The following is a 24831-nucleotide window of genomic DNA, read 5'->3' on the forward strand; positions in this document are numbered from 1 at the left end:
GACACCCCCGTCATCACCCTGGACGCCCGACGCCGCGACAGCGCCAAGAGCGCCCTCATCACCCTCGTCGAACACGCCCTCCTCGCCCGCCTGCGGTGAACCGGGGGCGCTGCCCGACGACGCACCACCCGACGACGCACGGCCGCACGGCGCGGCCCGCGGACCCTCCGGTCCACGGGCCGCGCCCTGCTGTCCCCGCCGGGCGGGACCGGCCCTACGCCGCGTCCGGCTCCAGGCCGACCCGCAGCAGGCCGTGGGTGTAGGCGTCCTCCAGCGCCAGCCAGGAGGCCGCCACCACGTTGTCGGCCACCCCGACCGTGGACCAGGTGGCGGTGCCGTCGGTGGTGTCGATCAGCACCCGGGTCTTGGAGCCGGTGCCGTGCTGGCCCTCCAGGATGCGGACCTTGTAGTCCACCAGCTCCAGCTTCGCCAGCTGCGGGTAGATCCGCTCCAGCGCGGTCCGCAGCGCCCGGTCCAGCGCGTCGACCGGGCCGTTGCCCTCGCCGGTGGCGATCATCCGCTCGCCCTTGGCCCAGAGCTTGACCGTCGCCTCGTTGCCGGCGTTGCCGCCCGGGCCCTGCTCGCTGATGGTCCGCCACGACTCCAGGGTGAAGAACCGCTGGCGCCCGCCGCGCACCTCGTCGCGCAGCAGCAGCTCGAAGGAGGCGTCGGCGGACTCGTAGGTGTAGCCGAGGCTCTCCTGCTCCTTGACCTTGGCGACCACCCGGCCGGCGAGGTCCCGGTCGGCGGAGAGGTCGTAGCCGAGCTCCTTGCCCTTGAGCTCGACGGAGGCGCGGCCGGCCATGTCGGAGACCAGCATCCGCATGGTGTTGCCGACCGTCTCCGGGTCGATGTGCTGGTAGAGGTCCGGGTCGACCTTGATCGCCGAGGCGTGCAGGCCCGCCTTGTGGGCGAAGGCGGAGAAGCCGACGTAGGGCTGGTGGGTGGACGGGGTGAGGTTGACCAGCTCGGCGATCGCGTGCGAGATCCGGGTCATCTCGGCCAGGCTGCCGGGCGGCAGCACCCGGCGGTCGTACTTGAGCTCCAGCGCGCCGACCACCGGGAAGAGGTTGGCGTTGCCGACCCGCTCGCCGTAGCCGTTGGCGGTGCACTGGACGTGGGTGGCGCCGGCGTCGACCGCGGCCAGGGTGTTGGCGACGGCGCAGCCGGTGTCGTCCTGGGCGTGGATGCCGAGCCGGGCGCCGGGCTTGTAGGTGTGGCAGTCGGCCAACACGTCGGCGACGATCTCGCGCACGCCGGAGGGCAGCATCCCGCCGTTGGTGTCGCAGAGCACCACCACCTCGGCGCCGGCCTCGTGGGCGGCGCGGACCACGGAGAGCGCGTACGCCCGGTTGGCCCGGTAGCCGTCGAAGAAGTGCTCGCAGTCGATGAAGACCCGGCGGCCCAGGGAGCGCAGGTGGGCGACGCTGTCGCGGACCATCTCCAGGTTCTCGTCGAGGGTGGTGCGCAGCGCCAGCTCGACGTGCCGGTCGTGGGACTTGGCGACCAGGGTGATCACGGGCGCTCCGGAGTTCACCAGCGCGGCCAGCTGCGGGTCGTCCGCGGCGCGGCCGCCGGCCCGGCGGGTGGCGCCGAAGGCGACCAGCTGGGCGTGCGCGAGGTCCAGCTCCTCGGCGGCGCGGGCGAAGAACTCGGTGTCCCGGGGGTTGGCCCCGGGCCAGCCGCCCTCGATGAAGCCGACGCCGAACTCGTCCAGGTGCCGGGCGATGGCGAGCTTGTCGGCCACCGTGAGGTTGATGCCCTCGCGCTGGGCGCCGTCGCGCAGGGTGGTGTCGAAGACGTGGAACGCGTCGTCGGGGAGGTTGGTCGCCTGGGTCATGACCCTGGGTTCTCCGTTCCGGGAGGTCGGCTACTGCTCTGCCGGTTCTGAATCCGGCTCCACTGTCCAGCATCCCGCGCGCACCCGGTGTCCCTGGGCCCCTTGTGGGGGCCTCCGGCCGGTCCGGGGAAACAAAAAGACCCCTCGCGGGTGCGAGAGGTCTGCGCGCGGGTCTGGACGCTGGTGGTCGCCCCGCATCGGGTGGTGCGGTGGCGGTCACTGCGGACCGGCGCGCCTGCTGCTAATAATCAGCGACAGCGAGGACACGCTCGCAGTGTAGGCACATCATCCGGATCGCGGCCCGCCCGTCTCGCCATCCGGGACGGGACGGCGGGGGGCGGACGGGCCGCGGCGGGGGCGTCAGACGATCTTGTGCAGCCAGCCGTGGGTGTCGGGGGCCTGGCCGCCCTGGATGGCGAGCAGGGCGCGGCGCAGCTCCATGGTGACCGGGCCGGGCTCGCCGGCGCCGACGGTCCAGTCGCCGCCGTTGGACTTCACCGAGCCGACCGGGGTGATGACGGCGGCGGTGCCGCAGGCGAAGACCTCGGTGAGGGTGCCGTCGGCGTTGCCCTGCTTCCACTCGTCGGTGGAGATCCGGCGCTCCTCGACGGCGTGGCCGAGGTCGGCGGCGAGCTGCAGCAGCGAGTCGCGGGTGATGCCGGGCAGCAGGGCGCCGGACAGCTCGGGGGTGACGATCCGGGCGTCCGCGCCCTCGCCGAAGACGAAGTAGAGGTTCATGCCGCCCATCTCCTCGATCCACCGGTGTTCGGCGGCGTCGAGCCAGACGACCTGGTCGCAGCCCTTGGCGGCGGCCTCGGCCTGGGCGACCAGGGAGGCGGCGTAGTTGCCGGCGCACTTGGCGGCGCCGGTGCCGCCGGGCGCGGCGCGCACGTAGTCCTCGGAGAGCCAGACCGAGACCGGCTTGACGCCACCGGGGAAGTAGGCGCCGGCCGGCGAGGCGATGATCATGAAGAGGTAGGAGTTGGCCGGGCGGACACCCAGGCCGACCTCGGTGGCGAACATGAACGGGCGCAGGTAGAGGCTCTGCTCCGGCTCGGTCGGGACCCAGGCCTGCTCCTGCTGGACGAGCAGCTCGACGGCCTCGACGAAGGCCTCGACCGGCAGCTCGGGCATGGCCAGGCGGCGGGCGGAGGCCTGGAAGCGGGCCGCGTTGGCCTCCGGGCGGAAGGTCGCGATGGAGCCGTCGGCCTGGCGGTAGGCCTTGAGGCCCTCGAAGATCGCCTGACCGTAGTGGAGGGTCATGTTGGCCGGGTCCATCTCGATCGGCGCGTAGGGCGCCAGCTGGGCGTCGTGCCAGCCCACGCCCTCGGTCCAGCGGATGGTGACCATGTGGTCGGTGAACACGCGCCCGAAGCCCGGGTTGGCCAGCCGGGCCTCGCGCTCCGCCGGGGAGAGCGGGTGGGCGGAGGGCTTGAGGTCGAACGTGATGGGCGCCTGGGTGGGCGTGCTCATGGCTGTGTGTCCTTCACCGTGGGGTTGGTCCGGGCCGCTCCGCCGGATGAACGTTCCGCCTGTTTCGGACGGAACGGACGCACGACGGCACGGCCCACTGTCGATACTCGCATCCAGAGGGCCGTGCCGAACAGCCGCGGGCTCCTTGGAGATCCGCAAGCTGCCGTTATGGGGTCCGGCCCGCGGGGGCCGGAACACCGTTTGTCGGGTTCCGGCCTCCTAGGCGGATACTCGGGCGGCGAGCGCGTCGCCGACCTGGGCGGTGGTGCGGGCCCCGGTGCGCCCGGTGAGGTCCGCGGCGACCGCGTCCTCGATCCGGGCGGCCTCGGCGGGGTACCCGAGGTGGTCGAGCAGCATGGCGACCGACAGCACGGTGGCGGTCGGGTCGGCCTTGCCCTGGCCGGCGATGTCCGGCGCCGAGCCGTGCACGGGCTCGAACATCGACGGGAAGGCACCGCTCGGGTTGATGTTGCCGCTGGCGGCCAGGCCGATCCCGCCGGTCACGGCGGCGGCCAGGTCGGTCAGGATGTCGCCGAACAGGTTGTCGGTCACGATGACGTCGAACCGCTCGGGCTGGGTGACGAAGAAGATGGTCGCCGCGTCGACGTGCAGGTAGTCGGTGGTGACCTCGGGGAACTCCCGGCCGACCTGCTCGAAGATCCGGGTCCACAGGTGGCCGGCGTGCACCAGCACGTTGTTCTTGTGCACCAGGGTCAGCTTCTTGCGCGGACGCGCCTGGGCCCGCCGGTAGGCGTCGCGCACCACGCGCTCGATGCCGAACGCGGTGTTGAGGCTGACCTCGGTGGCCACCTCGTGCTCGGTGCCGGTGCGCAGCGAGCCGCCGTTGCCGACGTACGGGCCCTCGGTGCCCTCGCGGACGACCACGAAGTCGATCTGCGGGTCACCGGCCAGCGGGGACTTCACCCCGGGGAAGAGCCGCCCCGGACGGAGGTTGATGTGGTGGTCGAAGGCGAACCGCAGCTTGAGCAGCAGCCCGCGCTCCAGCACCCCGGACGGCACGCTCGGGTCGCCGATGGCACCGAGCAGGATCGCGTCGTGGGCCTTGAGCTCCGCCAGGACGCTGTCCGGGAGCGTCTCACCGGTGCGGTGGTAGCGCCGGGCCCCGAGGTCGAACTCGGTGGTCTCCAGCTTCACATCGGCGGGAAGCACCGCCCCCAGGACCTTGAGACCCTCGGCCACCACTTCCTGGCCGATTCCGTCACCGGGGACGACTGCGAGACGAATCGTGCGAGACATGCTCGGAGGCTACTCCGGTGTCCCAGAGCCTGACATCCCGCGTCCGCCATTCGGACAAACCGCCCCGTCCGAGGGGCGCCCGACGGTCGCCGGGCGCCCCTGGGCCGGGCTACGGCAGGGTCAGGACCTGGCTGCGGCCGGGCTCCGGGTCGAGGTGGTGGAGGAGCAGGACCCGGGCCTGGGCGGGGCCGCTGCGGCGGATGTCGAGGACGGTGCCGGGGTGGACCGGGGCGGCGATCGCGGCGGGGCCGCCGGGGCCGGTGCGGATGTCGACGGCGGGATGGAGGACGTCGACGGGGAGGGTGGGCCGGGTGCCCTGGAGGCCGATCGCGGAGAAGGCCTCGGCCGGATCGGGAGTCCCGGAGCCGGTGAGACCGGTCCACAGCGCGTAGTGGACGGTGCTGCGGCCGGGGCCGATGCCCGGCAGGACGGCCAGCCGGACCGGCAGCACGACCGCGTCGGAGTCCAGCAGCGCGGTGTCGGTGTCCCCCCAGCGGGCGTTGAGCGGCTGGACGTCCAGCTCGGTGCCGGTGCGGGCGTCCAGGGCGCGGGCCACCAGGACGTCGCTGCCGCGCAGCCGGTCGGCCTTGACGATCACGTCGGTGACGCCGTCGCCGTCGGTGTCCAGCGCGGCCCGGACGGCGAACAGCCCGACCGGGGTGGCGGCCGGCGCCCACACCCGGGCGCCCAGGTAGAGCCGGCCCTCGGCGAGCGGGTCGCCGGTGACGGCGGGCGCGTCGGTGGCGGCGCCGACGGCGCGCAGGCCGGCGGCCCGGTCGCCGGGGTGCTCGACGCAGAGGTCCTGGAGGTGCTCGGCCTCCCCGGTGCTGCCCTCCGGGACGATGCCCGCGCCGGGGCCGACGCCCGCGCCGCTGTCCGGCGGGCAGTCGGGCCAGCGGCCGCCCTCCCCGCCCAGCGCGAAGGCGCTGACCAGGCCGGGCCCGCCGCCGGGGGTGCCGCTGCCGGTGAGGACGGCCAGCGCGCCGTCGCGGACGGTGCGGACCGGGGCGGTGGCGGCCAGCTCGGAGGCTGCCCGCGGGGCGGCGAACAGCGGCACCCGCAGCCCGGGGGCGGCCGGGTCCTCCGGGGTGAGCAGCAGCCGGCCGGAGAGCTCGCCCCGGTAGCTGCGGGCCTGGCCGCCCTGGACGGTCGCGGTCGTCGGATCGGGGGCGCGGCCGAGCGCACCGGGCACCCGGAGGGTGATCCGCACCCGCGCGGCGCCGCCGGGCGGGATCTCGACCCGCCCGGGCGCGAGCTCGAAGGCGGCGCCGGGCGCGTCGGTGGCGGCCGCGTAGCCGGTGCGGTAGGCGACCGGGGCGGCGGAGAGGTTGCGCACCTCGACCTCGCGGACCAGGGCGAGCGGCCCGGTGACGGCGAGCGGGCCGAAGGAGACGCCGACCGCGCCCTCGACCGCGCCCTCCCCCGCCGCGTAGGCGACGGCCGGGGTGCGCACCGCGCGGTCCACGGCGGCCCGGCCGGCTCCGGTGCGCTCGGGCCCGTAGACCGGGCCGGTGGCGCCGTCGCCGAGCCAGGTGTCCCCCGCGGTGTTCATCAGCGCGGCCTTCACCTGCTCGACGCTCCAGTCCGGGTGCACGGCGCGCACCAGCGCCGCCAGCCCGGCGACGTGCGGGGTGGCCATCGAGGTGCCGTCCTCGCGCTGGCCGCCGGTGCCGCTGCCGACCAGGGCCGACCAGACGGTCTCGCCGGGGGCGGCGAGGTCCGGCTTGACGACGCCGGGCACGCCGATCCCGCGCGAGGTGAAGTCGGTGAGGGTGTCGAGCCGCTGCGGCTGGTCCTGGGCGGCGGCGCCGTGCAGCGGGTTGCCGGGTGCGGCGAGGCGGACCCGGACCGGCCCGGCGGCGGCGCCCGCCCGCAGCCGTTCGCCGTCGGCGCGGCCGAGCAGGGCGAGCGGCACCCGGTCGTTGCCGGCGATCTCGGCGAGGTGGTCGTCGTCGGCGGCCAGCAGCGCGCCGGCCGCTCCCGCCTCGGCGACGTGGTCGGCGCGCGGGCCCGAACCGCAGGCGCGCTCGGACTCGCGGGTGCTCCAGGCGAGCACCGCGATCCGCCCGGCGAGCCGCTGCCGGTCGGCCTCGGAGAAGGCCGTGCAGCCGTCGGCCTGGTCGGCGGGCAGCGCGAGCTCACCGCCGACGTCGGCGGTGGACCAGTCCCGGTAGCGGGCGCTCCAGTGGGCCGGCAGCACGCCGGCGAGCGACGGCGGGTCGAGCACGGTGATGCCGTCGGCGTCCCCGTGCGGGTCGACCGAGGCGGCGACGGCGACGGCCCGGGCGGCGGTGCCGGGGCTGCCGCCGATGCCGTAGACGTCGCCCTCGTTGCCCGCGGCGGCGACCACCACGGTGCCGAGCTCGGCGAGCCGGTCGACGGCGAGGGCGTCGGCGTCGTCGGTGGAGCCGAAGCGGCTGCCGAGCGAGAGGTTGAGGACGTCGAGCCGGTCGCCCGGGTCGCCGTCGCCGTCCGGGTCGGCGGCCAGGTCGAGGGCGTGGCCGAGCTGGTCGGTGGAGCCGTCGCAGCCGAAGACCCGGATCGCGTAGAGCCGGGCGCCGGGCGCGGCGCCGGGGCCGACCTTGAAGCCGGCCGGGTCCAGGCCGGGACGGTAGGGGCCGCGGTAGGGCTGCCCGTCGGCGGTGACGCCGAGGCCGGCGGCGGTGCCGGCCACATGGGTGCCGTGGCCGTTGCGGTCGCAGTCGATCGGGTTGTCGTCGGGGTGCGGGTCGGGCTGGTAGTGCGCGGCGTCCGGGTCGGGCTGGTAGTCGTCGCCGACCAGGTCGCGGCCGCCGATGACCTTGGCGTTGGGGAAGAGTCCGGCGGGCGCGGGCTTCGCGCCGTCGACGGACCGGAACGCCTCCTCGGTGCCGGGGCCGCCGAAGTCGGCGTGGGTGTAGTCGATGCCGCTGTCGGCGACGCCGATCCGGATGCCCTCCCCGGTGGTGCCGGACAGGGCCTGCGCCCAGACCTCGGGCGCGCCGGTGACCGGCACCGAGTACGCGTTGTCGCGCCGCTTGCGGAGGATCGGGTGCACGGCCGTGACCCCGGGCAGGGTGCGCAGCGCGGGCAGCCGGCCGGCCGGCGCGCTCACCGCGAGGCCGGTGACCAGGGTGCGGGTGCGGTAGAGCTCGTGGGCGGCGGGCACCGCGCCGTGGACGGCGTCGGCCACCCGGTCCAGCGCGGCGGAGGCGCGGGCCCGCTGGGCGGCGCCGGCCAGGGCGGCCTCCCGGCGGGCGGCCTCCGGGGAGCGCTGCCGGCGGCGGGCCTCGTCACCGGCCCGCCGCCAGACGGGGGCGACGGGCTCGGTGGCGAGTTCCAGCAGGACCGGGACGGGCGGGCCGGTGGCCGGGGCCACCGGGCTCGCGGGCGGGTGGCCGGCGGCCGGGGCGGCGCCGGTCAGCAGGGCCGGTCCGGCGCCGGCCAGCAGGGCCAGCGCGAGGCCGATCCGGGCGAGTGGCCGGCGGACGGTGGGACGACGCATGAGGTCCTCTCCCCCGGCCGGGGGAAGTGATCCGCGTCCCGTGCCGCTGACGCCCGCCCGTGCGGCCGTCGATCACCCTTCCGGGGGCCCCAAATTAGGAATATCGCGCCGGTCGGGGCGAGCAACCTCCCCCGAACGGTGGCAAGTTGCACCCCTTGGAGTGATGCTCCGTCAGCCCGTTCGGCCCATTCGGCGGATGAACGCCACCGGGCGGCCCGGACGCCCGGGGCCCGGGCGGCGGCTCAGTGGTGGCCGGTCACGCCGCCGTTGTCGCGGCGGTCCAGCGCGCGCTGGAGCGCGGCGGCGGCGAAGGGGTTCCGCTCGGCGGCCCGGCGGCGGCGCGGGACGCGGGTCTGCGGGGCGGCGGGGGCGGAAGCGGCGTGGCGGTCGGCGGTGGGGGGCATACCGGGCTCCTTGGTTCGATACGCGCCGTCGGAACGGACGCGGCGGTGGGGAGGAGGGGGGTACACCGGGCGGGGATCACCTGCCCATCGGGCGTACGGGCACGCACGGGCCGCACACCCTGGCTACAGGGGCGGCACACCGTACGGCTTCCACCACGGTACGGCCCCGGCCGTGCGGTGTCTGCCCGGATACTTGGATTTCCTACTATCTGAGACGACCGTCACCCGGAGGAACGCACCAGGGCCCGGACCGCCGTCCGTGCGGTGGTCCGGGCCCTGGTGAGGGGTGGTGCGGGGGGCGTCGCGGGATCAGGCGCCCAGGTCGACCGAGCGCGCGAAGCGGGCGCCGATCTCGGCGGCGATGGCCGACAGCACGTCCTGCGGGATCTCGCTGTCCACCGTGAGGGAGGCCAGCGCGCCGCTGCCGTCGCGGGCGACCTGCATGCCGGCGATGTTGATGCCGGCGTCGCCGAGGTGGCGGCCGAGGACGCCGACGACGCCCGGGCGGTCCTCGTACTTGAAGAAGGCCATGTGGTCGGTCAGCGCCACGTCCACGTCGAAGGCGTCCACGCCGACGATCTTCTGGACCTGCTTGGGGCCGGCCAGCGTGCCGGAGATGGCGATCTCCTCGCCGTTCGCGAGGGTGCCGCGCACGGTGATGACGTTGCGGTGCTCGGGGCTCTCGCTGGAGGTGGTCAGCCGCACCTCGACGCCGCGCTCCTGGGCGAACAGCGGGGCGTTGACGTAGGACACCGTCTCGGCCACGACGTCCTCGAACACACCCTTGAGGGCGGACAGTTCGAGCACCTTGACGTCGTGCTGGGTGATCTCGCCGCGCACCTCGACGTCGAGCCGCACCGCCACCTCGCCGGCCAGCGCGGTGAAGATCCGGCCGAGCTTCTCGGCCAGCGGCAGGCCCGGGCGGACGTCCTCGGCGATCACGCCGCCCTGGACGTTGACCGCGTCCGGCACCAGCTCGCCGGCCAGCGCCAGGCGCACCGAGCGGGCGACGGCGATGCCGGCCTTCTCCTGGGCCTCGTCGGTCGAGGCGCCCAGGTGCGGGGTGGCCACCACGTTGTCGAGGGCGAACAGCGGGGAGTCGGTGCACGGCTCCTTGGCGTACACGTCCAGGCCGGCGCCGGCCACCCGGCCGTCGCGCAGGGCGCTGAGCAGCGCCTCCTCGTCGACGATGCCGCCGCGGGCGGCGTTGACGATCCGGACGGTCGGCTTGACCTTGTGCAGCGCCTCGTCGCCGATCAGGCCGAGGGTCTCTGGGGTCTTCGGGAGGTGGACGGTGATGAAGTCCGAGACCTCCAGCAGCTCCTCCAGCGAGACCAGCTTGACGCCCATCTGCGCGGCGCGGGCGGCCTGGATGTAGGGGTCGTACGCGACGATCTTCATGCCGAACGCCGACATCCGCTGGGCGACCAGCACGCCGATCCGGCCGAGGCCGACGACGCCGAGGACCTTCTCGCTCAGCTCGACGCCGGTGTACTTGTTGCGCTTCCACTCGCCGCCCTTGAGCGCGGCGTTGGCCGGCGCGATGTTGCGGGCGACGGAGATCAGCAGGCCGCAGGCGAGCTCGGCGGCGGTGACGATGTTGGAGGTCGGCGCGTTCACGACCATGACGCCGGCCTTGGTGGCGGCGGAGACGTCCACGTTGTCGAGGCCGACGCCGGCCCGGGCGACGACCTTGAGCTTGCGCGCGGCGGCCAGCGCCTCGGCGTCGACCTTGGTGGCGGAGCGGATCAGGATGGCGTCGACGTCCGCGATCGCGGTCAGCAGCTCGGTGCGGTCCGCGCCGTTGCAGTGGCGGATCTCGAAGTCGGGGCCAAGGGCGTCGACCGTGGCGGGCGAGAGCTCTTCGGCGATCAGAACTACGGATTTGCTCACGACAGTGTGTCCTAACTGTCCGGTTCCCCCGAGCACGAAGGTGGCGTGGAGGGCGGGGGAAGGTGGCATGCCGCGTAGGTAGACGCACGACGCTGTGGGCCTGACGCGCACTCGGAAGTGTATCGACGGGCTGGATACCCGGCTGCTCCCGTCCGGCGAAATCACCCGGACGGGAGCAGCCTAGTTGTACAAGGGCGTTACAAAATCGAGAGGGTCCGACTCAGCGTGCGCCCGGTGCCGCTCAGGCCTCTTCCTTGACCCAGCTCATCAGCTTGCGCAGCTTCTTGCCGGTGGTCTCCAGCAGGTGGTCCTCGTCGGCCTTCTTGTACTCGTTGTACTTCGGCAGACCGGCCTTGTACTCGGCGATCCAGGTGTTGGCGAAGGTGCCGTCCTGGATCTCGGCGAGGACCTTCTTCATCTCGGCCTTGGTGGCGTCGGTGATGATCCGCGGGCCGGTGACGTAGTCGCCCCACTCGGCGGTCTCGGAGACCGACCAGCGCATCTTCTCCAGGCCGCCCTCGTACATCAGGTCGACGATGAGCTTCAGCTCGTGCAGGCACTCGAAGTAGGCGATCTCCGGCTGGTAGCCGGCCTCGACCAGGGTCTCGAAACCGGCCTTCACCAGGGCGGCGGTGCCACCGCAGAGGACGGCCTGCTCACCGAACAGGTCGGTCTCGGTCTCCTCGGTGAAGGTGGTCTTGATGACGCCGGCCTTGGTGGCGCCCAGGCCCTTGGCGTAGGACAGCGCCAGGTCGAAGGCCTTGCCGGAGGCGTCCTGCTCGACGGCGACGATCGCCGGGACGCCGCGGCCCTCCTCGTACTGGCGGCGGACCAGGTGGCCCGGGCCCTTCGGGGCGACCATGCAGACGTCGACGTCGGCCGGCGGCTTGATGAAGCCGAAGCGGATGTTCAGGCCGTGGCCGAAGAACAGGGCGTCGCCGGCCTTCAGGTGCGGGGCGATGTCCGCCTCGTAGACGTCGGCCTGGATCGGGTCCGGGACCAGGATCATGATGACGTCGGCCTCGGCCGCGGCCTCGGCGGGGGTGACCACGCGCAGACCGGCCTCCTCGGCCTTCTGGCGGGACTTGGACTCCGGCTTCAGGCCGACCCGGACGTCCGCGCCCGAGTCGCGCAGGGACAGCGCGTGGGCGTGGCCCTGGCTGCCGTAGCCGATGACCGCGACCTTGCGGCCCTGGATGATGGACAGGTCGGCGTCGTCTTCGTAGAACAGCTCGGCCACGGGGGCACATCTCCTTGCGAGTGGTTTGCCTGGGTCTGCGTCGGTTCCTACCGTATGCGGACCCGGTGAAGGGGTGGGGCGGTAATCAGGGTGTGAGACGCGGCGCGGGTCAGGCGCTGCGGTCGAGGGCGCGCAGCGAGCGGTCCGTGATCGAACGGGCGCCGCGTCCGATGGCGACCAGGCCGGACTGGACCAACTCCTTGATGCCGTAGGGCTCCAGCATCCGGAGCATGGCCTCCAGCTTGTCCGAGCTGCCGGTGGCCTCGATGGTCACCGCGTCCGGGGACACGTCGACCGTCTTGGCGCGGAACAGCTGGACGATCTCGACGATCTGCGACCGGGTCTCGTTGTCGGCGCGGACCTTCACCAGGACCAGTTCCCGCTGGATCGCAGCGGACTGGTCGAGTTCGACGATCTTTATCACGTTGACGAGCTTGTTGAGCTGCTTGGTGACCTGTTCCAGCGGGAGGTCCTCGACGTTGACCACGATGGTCATCCGGGACACGTCCGGATGCTCGGTGGGGCCGACGGCGAGGGAGTCGATGTTGAAGCCCCGACGGGAGAACAGCGCGGCGATCCGGGCGAGCACGCCGGGCTTGTTCTCGACCAGGACGGACAGGGTGTGCTTGGACATGGGTCGTGGGTTCCCTTGGTCGTTCCGGAAGGGGCTCAGTCGAGGTCGTCGCCGAAGTCGGGGCGCACCCCGCGGGCGAACTGGATCTCGTCGTTGCTGGTGCCGGCCGCGACCATCGGCCAGACCATGGCGTCCTGGTGGACGATGAAGTCGATGACCACCGGGCGGTCGTCGATCTCCATCGCCTGCTTGATCACCGCGTCGAGGTCCTCGGGGCGCTCGCAGCGCAGGCCGACGCAGCCCATCGCCTCGGCGAGCAGGACGAAGTCGGGGATCCGGGTGCCCTGGGCGGGCGGCTCGATGCCGTCGTGGCCGGGGCCGGAGTGCAGCACGGTGTTGGAGTAGCGCTGGTTGTAGAACAGCGTCTGCCACTGCCGGACCATGCCCAGCGACCCGTTGTTGATGACCGCGACCTTGATCGGGATGCCGTTCAGGGCGCAGGTGACCAGCTCCTGGTTGGTCATCTGGAAGCAGCCGTCGCCGTCGATCGCCCAGACCGCGGTCTCCGGGCGGCCCGCCTTGGCGCCCATCGCGGCCGGCACGGCGTAGCCCATGGTCCCGGCGCCGCCGGAGTTGAGCCAGGTGGCCGGCTTCTCGAACTGGATGAACTGCGAGCTCCACATCTGGTGCTGGCCGACGCCCGCCGCGTAGATGGCGTCCGGGCCGACCAGCCGGCCGATCCGCTCGATGACCTGCTGCGGGGAGAGCTGGCCGCCCGCCGCGGGCTCGTAGCCCACCGGATAGGTCCGCTTCCACTCGTCGAGCCGCTCCCACCAGTCGCCGTAGTCGCCCTTGTGGCCGGCGTCGAACTCGGCCTGGACGGCGACGATGAGGTCGGCCAGCACCTCGCGGGCGTCGCCGACGATCGGCACGTCGGCCGGGCGGTTCTTGCCGATCTCGGCCGGGTCGATGTCGGCGTGGACGACCTTGGCGTACGGCGCGAAGCTGTCCAGCTTGCCGGTGACCCGGTCGTCGAAGCGGGCGCCGAGGGTGAACAGCAGGTCCGCCTTCTGCAGCGCGGTGACGGCCGGGACGGAGCCGTGCATGCCGGGCATGCCCAGGTGCTGCGGGTGGCTGTCCGGGAACGCGCCGAGCGCCATCAGGGTGGTGACCACCGGGGCGCCGGTCAGCTCGGCGAGGATCCGCAGCTCGGCCGTGGCACCGGCCTTGATGACGCCGCCGCCGACGTACAGCACCGGGCGCTTGGAGGTGACCAGCATCTTCGCGGCCTCGCGGATCTGCTTGGCGTGCGGCTTGGTCACCGGGCGGTAGCCGGGCAGCGAGGTCTCGGCCGGCCAGCGGAAGGTGGTGGTGGCCTGCAGGGCGTCCTTGGCGATGTCGACCAGGACCGGGCCGGGGCGGCCGGTGGCGGCGATGTGGAACGCCTCGGCGATCACCCGGGGGATCTCGGCCGGGTCGGTGACCAGGTAGTTGTGCTTGGTGATCGGCATGGTGATGCCGCAGATGTCCGCCTCCTGGAAGGCGTCCGTGCCGATCGCCTGGGAGGCGACCTGGCCGGTGATCGCGACGATCGGCACCGAGTCCATGTAGGCGTCGGCGATCGGGGTGACCAGGTTGGTCGCGCCCGGGCCGGAGGTCGCCATGCAGACCCCGACCCGGCCGGTGGCCTGGGCGTACCCGGTGGCGGCGTGACCGGCGCCCTGCTCGTGGCGGACCAGGATGTGACGCACCTTGGTGGAGTCCATCAGCGGGTCGTACGCGGGAAGGATGGCCCCGCCGGGGATGCCGAAGACGGTGTCCGCGCCGACGGCCTCCAGCGAGCGGATGAGCGACTGGGCGCCGGTCATGGTCTCGACGACGTGCTGCGGAGCGGGAGCGTGGGCGGCCGGGGTGTCCCCACGGCGGGGGGCTGCGGCGTGCTCAGTCATCTGCCTGTCTCTTCTCGGTTCTGGCCGGCCCGGTGGTTGCGGGCCCCGGGGTCGAGGGATGGGGTCCCGCTTGCGGGCCGATCGCCGGCTCTGCCCCAATCGTCCCTTTCGCGGGGCCTCGGGGCCAGGGGTCTTGCAGTGGTGGAACGGCGTCGGTGCAACAAAAAACCCCTCGTGCCCAAGGGCATGCGAGGGGTGGCGCGTCGGTCTGTCACGAGCGGGGCATGGCCCGCTCAGCCGACGCGCCCGCCAAGTACGAGAATTCGGGTGCGCATGGCAACGACCTTCCTCCCGTCACGGCCCGACTGTCAAGCAGGTGGGACGACAGTCTCGCCATGCGGACCCGCTCCCGGACCTGCGACGGCCGGGTGTTCGGGCAGGTCGGAGGGGTTGTGGTGAGCTACGACACGTCCCTGGCCGCCCTCCGCGCGCCCACTCGTCCGGGTGTCCGCGGCCAGGTACGCTCGCCGGGCCGGCAGCGGGCCGGGCGGCCGCGGCACCGGGTAGACGCGGCGGGCCAGGGCGCGCCGCAGCCTGGTCTCGTCCAGGGGGGCGGAGAAGGCCGAGCCCTGCACCTGGCGGCAGCCCAACTCCTGCAGCACGGCCACCTGGCGGGGCAGGTCGACGCCCTCCGCGGCGGTGACCAGACCGAGGTCCCGGCCGAGCCGCAGGGCGTGCCCGGCGAGCGTGCGGGCGAGCGCGGAGTCGCCGAGGTCGTGGACCAGCGAGCGGTCCAGCTTGAGGCCGTCGAAGGGCAGCCGGGCGAGCGCGCCGAGCGAGCCGCCGCCGGCCCCGAAGCCGGCCAGCGCGGTGGAGACGCCCAGGCGGCGCAGCGCGGCGAGCCGGCGGCCGAGTTCGTCGGCCAGCTCGTCCGGGCCCATCCGGGCCACCTCGACGATCAGCTGGCCGCCGGGCAGGCCGCTGTCGCGCAGGGCGGCGGCCACCGTCTCGTACAGGCCGGGGGCGCAGAGCCGTTCGGCGGAGAGCCGCACCGAGACCGGGACCGGCGGGGCGGCGGGGCGGCCGCAGACGGGCAGGCCGCGGCGCAGCGCGGCGGCGGCGACCGCCTCGCGGACCAGCCAGCGGGAGAACCGGGCGGCGGCGTCGCCGTGTTCGGTGGAGCGCAGGAACTCGGCCGGGGTGAGCAGCAGGCCCTGCACGGAGCGCCAGCGGGCCTGGGCCTCGACGGCGGTGACCGCGCCGCTCACGAGGTCCACCACGGGCTGGTGGAGCAGCGCGAAGCCGCCCTCCCGGACGGCCGCCCGCAGCCGCTCGTCCAGTTCGGTGCGGCGCTCCAGGTCGGCGCGCATGGCCGGGGAGTAGAGCATGACCCGGCCCTTGCCCTCGGACTTGGCGCGGTACATCGCGAGGTCGGCGTTGCGCATCAGCTCGTCGGCCCCGGCCCGCGGATCGGCGGCCGGGCCGCGTTCGGGGCTGCCGAAGGCGATGCCGATGCTGGCCGCCACGCTGAGTTCGCTGCCGCCGATCCAGTAGGGCTCGGAGAGCGCGGTGCGCAGCCGGTCGGCGAGCTCCTGGACCTGGAGGCGGCCGAGCGGGCCGCAGACCAGGGCGGCGAACTCGTCGCCGCCGAACCGGGCGACGGTGTCCCCGCAGCGCACGGCGCCCTGGAGCCGGCGGGCGGCCTGGACGAGCAGTTCGTCGCCGACCTGGTGGCCCGCGGTGTCGTTGACCGCCTTGAAGCCGTCGAGGTCGAGGAAGAGCACCGCGACCCCGGCGCCGGCCTCGTCCTGCGGGCCGCGGGCGGCCAGCGCGGTGCGCAGCCGCTGGGTGAACAGCGCCCGGTTGGGCAGGTCGGTGAGCGGGTCGTGGAAGGCGTTGTGCTGCAACTGGGCCTGGAGCATGACCCGTTCGGTGACGTCGCGGCTGTTCAGGATGAGGCCGTCGCGGTACCGGTCGACGGTCGACTCGACGTGCAGCCACTCACCGGCGCCGGAGCCGATCCGGCACTCCACCCGGGCCGCGGGCAGCGGCTCGCCGCCCGGGTCGCGGTGGGCGGCCAGCCGGCCGCGGGCGAGGAAGCGGCGGACCTCCAGCAGCACCCGGTCGACGTCCTCGGGGTGGATGAGGTCCAGCAGGTTGCCGCCGACCAGTTCCTCCGGATCGCGCCCGTAGACGCCCAGCGCGGCCGGGGAGACGTAGGAGAGCACCCCGTTGGCCCCGGCGATCATGATGACGTCGCTGGAGCCCTGCACCAGGGAGCGGAAGTGCGCCTCCTTGTGGGCGAGTTCCTGGGCCAGCGAGAGGTTGTCGAGCAGCATGATGCCCTGCCGCAGGATCAGCGCGAGGCCGACGGTGCAGGCGGCCGAGGCGACCACCCGGTCCAGCGAGCGGCCGCCGAGGGCGTTGTAGAGGATCCCGGCGGTGCAGACCGCGGCGGCGGCGTACGGGGTGAGCGCGCTGAAGGTGGTGGCGACCCGGCGGCGCGGCAGGCCGCCGAGCGCGGGGTGCTCGCGCAGCGGGCGGCGCCAGCGCGGGGACCACGGCGCCCAGGCGAGCAGCAGGCTGCCCGCGAACCAGCCGGCGTCCAGCAGTTCGCCGGAGTGGTAGCTGCTGCGCAGTTCGGGCGAGGTGAACAGGGCGTCGCAGAGCACGGTGACGGCGAGGCCGACCATGGCGGTGTGGACGGCGGCCCGGTTGCCGTCCCGGCCGCCGAAGCGCAGGCCGACGACCAGCGAGACCAGCAGGATGTCCAGCACCGGGTAGGCGAGGTTGAGGGCCAGGCGCAGCGGGGAGCCGGCCTCGCCGGCGGCGGTGCGGCCGAGCGCGAGGCTCCAGCTGAGGGTGAACAGCGAGCCGGCCACCAGCCAGCCGTCGAGCAGCAGGCAGAGCCAGCCGGCGGCGGTGCGCGGGCGCTGGGCGAGCACCAGGACGCCGGTGATGGCGAGCGGGGCGAACAGCAGGAAGGCGTACTCGGCGAGCGAGTTGGGCGGCAGCGGGGTGCGTTCGACCAGCTCGTACCAGCCCCAGGTGCCGTTGCCGAAGGCGACCATGAGCGAGGAAAGGCCGAACAGCAGCCAGGCCGGGCGGGCGTGGCCGCCGACCGTGCAGCCGTACGCCAGGCAGGAGAGCGCGGCCGCGAGGGCGGCGGCAGCCAGGCCGAAGTCGCCCATGAAGACGGCGATCTGGCGCGAGCCCCAGCCGAGTGCCGCGCCGAGGGCGTAGGCGAGGCAGAGCACGCCGAGGGCGGCCCCGGGCAGTCTGCGGCTGTGCAGCGCCCGGCGGAGCGGCCCGGGTCTGCGGCACCCGGGTGCCGGCGGGGCGGCCGCACGGAGGGCGGACCGGGGCGCGCCGCCCGGGGGCGGGGCCGGGGCTCCGGCGGTCGGACCGGTCACGGGCGGCGGTCCGCCCGTGAGCAGGTCGGTGTCCGGTGCCTCCGGCCGTCCGGCTCCGGGCAGCACCGCGTCGGTGGAGCTCACTCGACCTCTCCCCCTCCGGCCCGGGGCCTCGCGCCCGGGTCACGGACCACCGGCCGCGCGCCTGGTGGCCGTACGCGGTGACCTGGCGCCCCGTCGGGGCGGTGGCCCAGGGGGCGGGGGGCCTGCCGGCCGTCCCGCCACACCGATGTTCCCGTCCGGGACCCTACACCACTTCGGTCACTCAATGACACGCACACTCAACTTAGAGTAATGGCCTCGGGGTGGGGAATTACACCCGATTCCACCGGAACGGGCCGGTTGGCGGGGGCGCACGGGCGGGGGCTCACGCGGCGCGCACGGGAGCACGGGGCGGCGCCCGCGCGACACCGGCCGGACCGGCAGACGGCCGGCCCCGGCCCGGCGGACCGGCCCGCGGCAGGCGGACGGCGGGCGGTCAGCGGCCGGCCGGGGCCAGATCCTCGGGGAACAGCCGCAAGCGGTGCGCCAGCGCGGCGGCTTCGCCCCGGCCGGCGACCGCCAGCTTGCCCAGGATGTTGGAGACGTGCACGCTCGCCGTCTTCGGCGAGATGTACAGTTCCTCGGCGATCTGCCGGTTGGTGCGCCCCCGCGCGAGCAATCGGAGCACGTCCCGCTCACGGGGGGTGAGACCGAAGGAGTCCCCCGCCGGCGCCGCCGCGGCGGGTGCGGGACGGCCCGCGACGACCGTCAGCCCCGCCCGCTCGGCCAGCGCGTCGACCTCGGCGCGCAGCCCGGCGTCACCCCGGACGGTCGCCAGTTCCCGCGCCTCGCGCAGCAGTTCGGCCCCCGCCTCGCGGCGCCCGGCCAGCACCTCGGCCTCGCCGGCCCGCAGCAGGGCGAACGCCAGCGGGTACGGCAGCCCGGTCGGACGCAGCCGTTCGACCGCGGCGGCCCAGTGCGCCGGGGTGTCCGCCCCCTCGGCCCGGGCCAGTTCGCCCTCCAGCAGCCGGGCCCAGCCGTGGTGCAGCGGCACCGTCGGGGTCAGCCCGGACGCCACCTCGACGATCCTGGCCAGCACCGCGGCCCGGCCCGGTTCGGCCTCCGGCAGGCCCCGGCTGTCCGCCTCGACGCCCGCGCCGTCGACCAGCAGCGGGAAGCAGTCGGCCAGGTAGCCGCAGGGGAACGCCCCCGCCAGGGCGGCGAGCAGCTCGGCGCGGGCCTCCAGCGGGCGGCCCGCCCGGGCGGCGATCCGCACCGCGAGCCGGCCGATCGGCACGGAGTGCTGGATCTGGCCGACCCGGTTGGCGGCCCGGGCCTGGGCGAGCAGCGCGCCGGCGCCGGCCACGTCGCCGTGGAGCAGGGCGAGCTCCCCGCGCAGCCGGTCCAGGAACTCCGCGTGGGTGCCGGTCGGGCTGGTCAGGTCGCCCTCGGCGAGCACCAGTTCGGCCTCGTCGATCCGCCCGAGGTCCATCAGCGCCTCGGCGAGGTTCCCGGTCAGGATGGTGCCGATGTTGCGCTGCAGGCCGTTGCGGCGGGCCGAGTCCAGCCCCTCCCGGGCGAGCTCCGCGGCCTGCTCGGCCCGGCCGAGGCCGCGCAGCAGCGAGGACAGGTTGTTGAGGCCGCGCAGCAGCAGGTCCGGGGCGCCGAGCCGGCGGGAGGCCTCGACCGCCGCCGTCAGCTGGGCCACCGCGGCCTCCGGATCGGCGTCCAGGTCGTTGCGCAGCCCGCCGATGGTCATCAGGGCGTGCTGCTCGACGGTGGGCGCGCCCACCTCGCGGGCGATCCGGGCGGCCCGCTCGGCGAGCGCGACCAGCTCGGGGCGGGGGTTGGAGAGCATCCCGGCGCCCGCCCCGAGCGCGAACACCTCGGCCTGCACGGCGGACGGCGGCAGGTGCTCGACCAGCCGGTGCGCGTAGGCGATCTCCTCCGTGTCACCGGAGCGGCGCAGGTGGCCGAGCATCCGGGCGCGGTTGATCCGGAACCAGGCGGCGCGGGCCGGGTGGTCGTTCTCGTCGACGAGCTGGAGCGCCCGCTTCGCCAGGCTCAGCCCGCGTTCCCGGTCACCGCTGCGGCGGGCGGCGACCACCGCCTCGGCCAGCACGTCGATCCGGCAGAGCCGGTCGCAGTCCTCGTCGTGCAGGTCCGTGTCGCAGGAGCACGGCGGATAGGTCTCGGCCCAGTCGTACGGGCGCAGGGTGCCGGCCAGCTGCTCGCCGGGGACCTCGTCCCACAGCTCCAGGGCCCGTTCCAGCATCCGCAGTTGCTCGGCGAAGGCGTTGCGGCGGCGGGCCGCCCGGGCGGCGTCCAGCGCGGTCGGCAGGGCCCGGGCCGGGTCGTGGGCGTGGTACCAGTAGTTGGCCAGCCGGGCCGGCCGGGCGTCGGCGCCGACCAGCTGCGGCTCGGCCTCCAGGGCCTCGGCGAACCGGCGGTTGATCCGGTGCCGCTCGCCGGGCAGCAGGTCGTCCGAGACGGCCTCGCGGACCAGCGCGTGCCGGAACCGGTAGCCGTCGCCGTCCGGGTCCGGGCGCAGGATGTTGGCGCCGACCGCGGCGCGCAGCGAGCCGATCAGCCGCTCCTCGTCCTCCAGGACGGCGGCGAGCAGGGCGTGTTCGACCAGGGAGCCGCCCTCGGCGGCGATCCGCAGCACCCGCTGGGTCTCCTCGTCCAGTGCCTCGACCCGGACCAGCAGGATGTCGCGCAGGGAGTCGGTGAGCCCGGCCGAGCAGCCCTCCCGCAGGGCGGTGGCGAGCTCCTCGACGAAGAACGGGTTGCCCTCGGAGCGGCGGTGGATGCGCTCGACCAGCTGCCGGTCGGGCGCCGCGGTGCCGAGGATGCCGGCCAGCTGGGCGGCCACCTCGCCGGGGCCGAACCGCTCCAGCTCCAGCCGGCGCACCGTGCGCAGCCGCTCCAGCTCGGCCAGGAAGGGCCGCAGCGGGTGGCGGCGGTGCAGGTCGTCGCTGCGGTAGGTGGCGACCAGCAGGACGCGGGCCCGGTGCAGGGTGCGGACCAGGTAGGCGAACAGCTCCCGGGTGGAGCGGTCGGACCAGTGCAGGTCCTCGACGGCGAGCACGAGGGTACGGTCCGCGCCGAGCCGTTCGAACAACCTCGCGGTGTGCTCGAACAGCCGGGCCCGGCCGTACTCGTCGTTGGGCTCGCCGTCGGCCTCGCCGAAGTCCGGCAGCAGCCGGGCGAGATGGCCCTCCATCCCGGCCGCGGCGCTCTCCAGCTCGGTGCCCAGACAGCGGTGCAGCCGGCGCAGCGCGGTGGCCAGCGGAGCGTAGGGCAGTCCCTCGGCGCCGACCTCCGGACAGCCGCCGACGGTGGTGAGCACGCCCCGGTCGTCGGCCCGGCGCAGGAACTCCTCCAGCAGCCGGGTCTTGCCGACACCCGCCTCGCCGCCGATCAGCACGGTCTGCGGCTCGCCGCGGCCGGCCCGGCGCAGCGCGTCCGCCAGGTCGGTGAGCTCCGGATCGCGGCCGACGAAGACGGGACTCACCGAGATCTGCTGCATGGAGGCGAGCATGCCATACGGGTCCGCTGCCCTCCGAGGGGTTATCCCGCCCCTCGAACGCCCGGAGGGGGAGGCGCTCCCCCGTCGCGCCTCCCCCTCCGTTCCCCGCCCGGCACCCCGGTGCCGGTCCGTCAGCATTCGCCGACGCGCGCGGTGCGCCGCTGGACGCGCAGGCCGATGTTCGGCCGCCACCCGGTGCGCTTGGCGGGCTTCGCCGCGCGGACCAGGCGCTGGTGCTCGGCCAGGGCCTGGAGTTCCAGTTCCTGCTGCTTGATGAGCTCGTACTCGATCACGGTGGTTCCCCTCGTGGGTTCTTCGTCGGTTCCGTTCGCTGAGTAGAGACTCCTCCCCCAGGGGGGTGGCGGGCATCGGCAGGCTTCCGGATCTTCCGGGGCCGGGAGGCCTTAGGCCGGCGCCCCGGGACACGACGAAGGCCCGGCCTCACCCCCGGGAGGGGGTAAGACCGGGCCTCGGACGGCTAAGTAGGCCTTAGACCGCCTTAGACGCCTTGGAAACTCAGGCGGAGACGCCCAGCTTCTCCAGGATCAGGTCCTTCACGCGGGCCGCGTCGGCCTGGCCGCGGGTGGCCTTCATGACCGCGCCGACCAGCGCGCCGACCGCGGCGACCTTGCCGTCGCGGATCTTGGCGGCGACGGCCTCGTTCTCGGCGATCGCCTGGTCGACGGCGGCGCCCAGCGCGGAGTCGTCCGAGACGACGGCCAGGCCGCGCTTCTCGACGATCTCGTCCGGCTCGCCCTCGCCGGCCAGCACGCCCTCGATGACCTGGCGGGCCAGCTTGTCGTTCAGCTTGCCCTCGGCGACCAGCGCGGTGACCCGGGCGACCTGCGCCGGGGTGATCGGCTGCTCGGCCAGCTCGGTGCCGGTCTCGTTGGCGCGGCGGGCCAGCTCGCCCATCCACCACTTGCGGGCCTGGTCGGCCGGGGCGCCGGCGGCGATGGTCTCCTGGATCGGCTCGACGGCGCCCGCGTTCAGCACCGACTGCATGTCCTTGTCCGACAGGCCCCACTCGGCCTGCAGCCGGGCCCGGCGCACCCGGGGCAGCTCGGGCAGCGCGGCGCGCAGCTCCTCCACCCACGCGCGGGACGGCGCGATCGGCACCAGGTCCGGCTCCGGGAAGTACCGGTAGTCCTCGGCGTTGTCCTTGATCCGGCCGGAGGTGGTGGAGCCGTCGTCCTCGTGGAAGTGCCGGGTCTCCTGGATGATCGTGCCGCCGTCGGTGAGCACCGTGGCGTGCCGCTGGATCTCGAACCGGGCGGCCCGCTCGACGCTGCGCAGCGAGTTGACGTTCTTGGTCTCCGAGCGGGTGCCGAAGGTCTCGGTGCCGTTCGGGCGCAGCGACAGGTTGACGTCGCAGCGCATCTGGCCCTTGTCCATCCGGGCCTCGGAGACGCCCAGCGAGCGGATCACCTCGCGCAGCTCGGCGACGTAGGCGCGGGCGACCTCGGGGGCCCGCTCGCCGGCGCCGGTGATCGGCTTGGTGACGATCTCGATCAGCGGGATGCCGGCCCGGTTGTAGTCCAGCAGCGAGTGCGTGGCGCCGTGGATGCGGCCGGTCGCGCCGCCGACGTGGCTGGACTTGCCGGTGTCCTCCTCCATGTGGGCGCGCTCGATCTCCACCCGGAAGGTCGAGCCGTCCTCCAGCTGCACGTCGAGGTAGCCGTTGAAGGCGATCGGCTCGTCGTACTGCGAGGTCTGGAAGTTCTTCGGCATGTCCGGGTAGAAGTAGTTCTTCCGCGCGAACCGGCACCACTCGGCGATCTCGCAGTTCAGCGCCAGGCCGATCTTGACGGCCGACTCCACGCCCACCGCGTTGACCACCGGCAGCGAGCCCGGCAGCCCCAGACAGGTCGGGCAGACCTGGCTGTTCGGCTCGGCACCCAGTTCGGTCGAACAACCGCAGAACATCTTGGTCTTGGTACCGAGCTCGACGTGGACCTCAAGGCCCATCACCGGGTCGTACGACGCGAGAGCGTCCTCGTAGGAGACCAGGTTCTTGACGCTCACAGCGTCCCCTTCACTCAAAAGTCTTCGGTGGTGCGGGCCCGGCCGGTACCGCGGTACCCGCCGGGCCCCACGGGCTAGCCCAGCAGGACGTCGTCGTCGCCGAGGCGGCGCAGCTCGCGCACCAGCAGGGCGGTGCCGGTGACCAGGGCGGCGGCGCCGACGAGGGCGTTGACCAGCTTGAGGGTGTCGCTCTCGTCGCGGGCCTTGCGGACGTCCTTGGCGATGGAGATCGCGCCGAACGCGCTGGTCCCGATCGACAGCCACAGCCCGGGCTTCGAGTGCTTCCACCCCTTCAAAGACGCAGACTGGGCCTTCGCCTTCTCGATCTTGCTCACAGTGCCGGTGCCTCCTCCAGCAGGGTGTGCCCCCACTTGTCGTTGAGTGCGGCCTCGACGGCGCCGCCCACGCGGTACAGGCGGTCGTCCGCCATCGCGGGTGCGATGATCTGCAGGCCGACCGGGAGATTGTCCTCCGGCGCCAGGCCGCAGGGCAGCGACATCGCCGCGTTGCCCGCAAGGTTGGACGGAATCGTGCAGAGGTCGGCCAGGTACATCGCCATCGGGTCGTCGGCGCGCTCGCCGATCGGGAAGGCGGTGGTCGGGGTGGTCGGCGAGACCAGGACGTCCACGCCGGCGAAGGCGGCGTCGAAGTCGCGGGAGATCAGCGTGCGCACCTTCTGGGCCGAGCCGTAGTAGGCGTCGTAGTAGCCCGAGGAGAGCGCGTAGGTGCCGAGGATGATGCGGCGCTTGACCTCGGGGCCGAAGCCGGCCTCGCGGGTCAGCGCGGTGACGTCCTCGGCGGAGCGGGTGCCGTCGTCGCCGACCCGCAGGCCGTAGCGCATCGCGTCGAAGCGGGCCAGGTTGGACGAGGCCTCGCTGGGCGCGATCAGGTAGTACGCGGGGAGCGCCAGGGTGAACGACGGGCAGGAGACCTCGACGACCTCGGCGCCCAGCTCGCGCAGCAGCTCCACCGACTCGTCGAAGCGCTGCATGACGCCGGCCTGGTAGCCCTCGCCGGCGAACTCCTTGACCACGCCGATCCGCATGCCGCGGACGTCACGCATCCGGGCGGCCTCGACGACGGCCGGCACCGGCGCGTCGATCGAGGTGGAGTCCAGCGGGTCGTGGCCGGCGATCGCCTCATGCAGCAGCGCCGCGTCCAGCACGGTGCGGGCGCACGGGCCGCCCTGGTCCAGGCTGCTGGAGAAGGCCACCAGGCCGTAGCGGGAGACCGAGCCGTAGGTCGGCTTCACGCCGACGGTGCCGGTGACGGCGCCGGGCTGGCGGATCGAGCCGCCGGTGTCGGTGCCGATCGCCAGCGGGGCCTCGAAGGCGGCCAGCGCGGCCGCCGAGCCGCCGCCGGAGCCGCCGGGGATCCGGGAGAGGTCCCACGGGTTGCCGGTGGTGCCGTAGGCCGAGTTCTCGGTGGAGGAGCCCATCGCGAACTCGTCCATGTTGGTCTTGCCGAGGATGACGACGCCGGCGTCCTTGAGCCGCGAGGTCAGGGTGGCGTCGTACGGCGGGATCCAGCCTTCGAGGATCTTCGAGCCGCAGGTGGTCGGCACGCCCTTGGTGGTGAAGACGTCCTTCAGCGCCAGCGGGACACCGGCCAGCGGGCCCAGCTCCTCGCCCTTGGCGCGCTTCTCGTCGACGGCCCGCGCGGCGCTCAGCGCGCCCTCGGTGTCGACGTGCAGGAAGGCGTTGACCTTCTGGTCGACGGCCTCGATGCGGTCCAGGTGCGCCTGCGCGACCTCGACGGCGGAGACCTCGCCCTTGGCGATGGCGGCGGCCGTGTCGGCGGCGGTGTAACGGATCAGGTCGGTCAT

The 24831-nt window shown here is 74.0% G+C and carries 15 protein-coding genes and 1 pseudogene; 1 reads left to right on the plus strand and 15 read right to left on the minus strand.

The window, feature by feature from the left end; genetic code table 11:
• Window positions 1–99, plus strand: a pseudogene (locus tag ACFXAM_RS00005) (ATP-binding protein); the annotation flags it as partial.
• Window positions 100–214: 115 nt separating this feature from the next.
• On the opposite strand, the gene cimA reads toward ACFXAM_RS00005, so the two are convergent.
• The 15 genes from cimA to gatA all read right to left on the minus strand — a co-directional run bounded on the left by cimA (window position 215) and on the right by gatA (window position 24831).
• Window positions 215–1840 carry a citramalate synthase gene (cimA, locus tag ACFXAM_RS00010; protein WP_380286639.1) on the minus strand — a complete coding sequence of 542 codons (1626 nt, stop codon included), beginning with the start codon at window positions 1838–1840 and terminating at the stop codon, window positions 215–217.
• Window positions 1841–2200: 360 nt separating this feature from the next.
• Window positions 2201–3313, minus strand: coding sequence for a branched-chain amino acid aminotransferase (locus tag ACFXAM_RS00015; protein ID WP_380286640.1), 1113 nt, complete (start codon window positions 3311–3313; stop codon window positions 2201–2203).
• Window positions 3314–3532: 219 nt separating this feature from the next.
• On the minus strand, window positions 3533–4570 hold the full coding sequence (locus ACFXAM_RS00020; RefSeq protein WP_380286641.1) for a 3-isopropylmalate dehydrogenase: 1038 nt from the start codon (window positions 4568–4570) through the stop codon (window positions 3533–3535).
• A gap of 109 nt (window positions 4571–4679) precedes the next feature.
• On the minus strand, window positions 4680–8054 hold the full coding sequence (locus ACFXAM_RS00025; protein ID WP_380286642.1) for a S8 family serine peptidase: 3375 nt from the start codon (window positions 8052–8054) through the stop codon (window positions 4680–4682).
• 242 nt (window positions 8055–8296) lie between these two features.
• Window positions 8297–8458 (minus strand): hypothetical protein, encoded by a 162-nt coding sequence (locus ACFXAM_RS00030; protein ID WP_350550157.1) that lies wholly within the window; start codon window positions 8456–8458, stop codon window positions 8297–8299.
• Between the two features lie 309 nt (window positions 8459–8767).
• Window positions 8768–10351: a phosphoglycerate dehydrogenase gene (gene serA, locus ACFXAM_RS00035; protein ID WP_380286643.1), complete on the minus strand. Its 1584-nt coding sequence runs from the start codon at window positions 10349–10351 to the stop codon at window positions 8768–8770.
• 241 nt (window positions 10352–10592) lie between these two features.
• Window positions 10593–11591: a ketol-acid reductoisomerase gene (ilvC, locus tag ACFXAM_RS00040; RefSeq protein ID WP_350550163.1), complete on the minus strand. Its 999-nt coding sequence runs from the start codon at window positions 11589–11591 to the stop codon at window positions 10593–10595.
• Window positions 11592–11700: 109 nt separating this feature from the next.
• Window positions 11701–12225: an acetolactate synthase small subunit gene (ilvN, locus tag ACFXAM_RS00045; protein ID WP_030302941.1), complete on the minus strand. Its 525-nt coding sequence runs from the start codon at window positions 12223–12225 to the stop codon at window positions 11701–11703.
• Window positions 12226–12260: 35 nt separating this feature from the next.
• Window positions 12261–14114 carry an acetolactate synthase large subunit gene (locus tag ACFXAM_RS00050; protein ID WP_380286644.1) on the minus strand — a complete coding sequence of 618 codons (1854 nt, stop codon included), beginning with the start codon at window positions 14112–14114 and terminating at the stop codon, window positions 12261–12263.
• A gap of 308 nt (window positions 14115–14422) precedes the next feature.
• The gene (locus ACFXAM_RS00055) at window positions 14423–17347 is read right to left on the minus strand and encodes a putative bifunctional diguanylate cyclase/phosphodiesterase (RefSeq protein WP_380286765.1); all 2925 of its coding nucleotides are present in this window, start codon (window positions 17345–17347) and stop codon (window positions 14423–14425) included.
• A 598-nt stretch (window positions 17348–17945) separates the two neighbouring features.
• Entirely contained in the window at window positions 17946–20981 is a 3036-nt protein-coding gene (locus ACFXAM_RS00060) for an AAA family ATPase (RefSeq protein WP_380286645.1), read from the minus strand.
• A gap of 131 nt (window positions 20982–21112) precedes the next feature.
• Window positions 21113–21274, minus strand: coding sequence for a hypothetical protein (locus ACFXAM_RS00065; protein WP_380286646.1), 162 nt, complete (start codon window positions 21272–21274; stop codon window positions 21113–21115).
• A gap of 223 nt (window positions 21275–21497) precedes the next feature.
• Window positions 21498–23006 carry an Asp-tRNA(Asn)/Glu-tRNA(Gln) amidotransferase subunit GatB gene (gene gatB, locus ACFXAM_RS00070; protein WP_380286647.1) on the minus strand — a complete coding sequence of 503 codons (1509 nt, stop codon included), beginning with the start codon at window positions 23004–23006 and terminating at the stop codon, window positions 21498–21500.
• Between the two features lie 74 nt (window positions 23007–23080).
• Window positions 23081–23341: a hypothetical protein gene (locus ACFXAM_RS00075; protein WP_380286648.1), complete on the minus strand. Its 261-nt coding sequence runs from the start codon at window positions 23339–23341 to the stop codon at window positions 23081–23083.
• Complete coding sequence (gene gatA / locus ACFXAM_RS00080; RefSeq protein WP_380286650.1) at window positions 23338–24831, minus strand: Asp-tRNA(Asn)/Glu-tRNA(Gln) amidotransferase subunit GatA; 1494 nt, start codon at window positions 24829–24831, stop codon at window positions 23338–23340. The genes ACFXAM_RS00075 and gatA overlap by 4 nt, the downstream gene beginning before the upstream one ends.

Origin of the sequence: Kitasatospora sp. NPDC059462, from assembly GCF_042749955.1 — a bacterium.
GTDB lineage: Bacteria > Actinomycetota > Actinomycetes > Streptomycetales > Streptomycetaceae > Kitasatospora.

Bases quoted from the DNA above. Each gene is read 5' to 3' on its own strand.
- cimA (WP_380286639.1), bottom strand. From the start codon at position 1,840: ATGACCCAGGCGACCAACCTCCCCGACGACGCGTTCCACGTCTTCGAC.
- ACFXAM_RS00015 (WP_380286640.1), bottom strand. From the start codon at position 3,313: ATGAGCACGCCCACCCAGGCGCCCATCACGTTCGACCTCAAGCCCTCC.
- ACFXAM_RS00020 (WP_380286641.1), bottom strand. From the start codon at position 4,570: ATGTCTCGCACGATTCGTCTCGCAGTCGTCCCCGGTGACGGAATCGGC.
- ACFXAM_RS00025 (WP_380286642.1), bottom strand. From the start codon at position 8,054: ATGCGTCGTCCCACCGTCCGCCGGCCACTCGCCCGGATCGGCCTCGCG.
- ACFXAM_RS00030 (WP_350550157.1), bottom strand. From the start codon at position 8,458: ATGCCCCCCACCGCCGACCGCCACGCCGCTTCCGCCCCCGCCGCCCCG.
- ilvN (WP_030302941.1), bottom strand. From the start codon at position 12,225: ATGTCCAAGCACACCCTGTCCGTCCTGGTCGAGAACAAGCCCGGCGTG.
- ACFXAM_RS00050 (WP_380286644.1), bottom strand. From the start codon at position 14,114: ATGACTGAGCACGCCGCAGCCCCCCGCCGTGGGGACACCCCGGCCGCC.
- ACFXAM_RS00060 (WP_380286645.1), bottom strand. From the start codon at position 20,981: ATGCAGCAGATCTCGGTGAGTCCCGTCTTCGTCGGCCGCGATCCGGAG.
- gatA (WP_380286650.1), bottom strand. From the start codon at position 24,831: ATGACCGACCTGATCCGTTACACCGCCGCCGACACGGCCGCCGCCATC.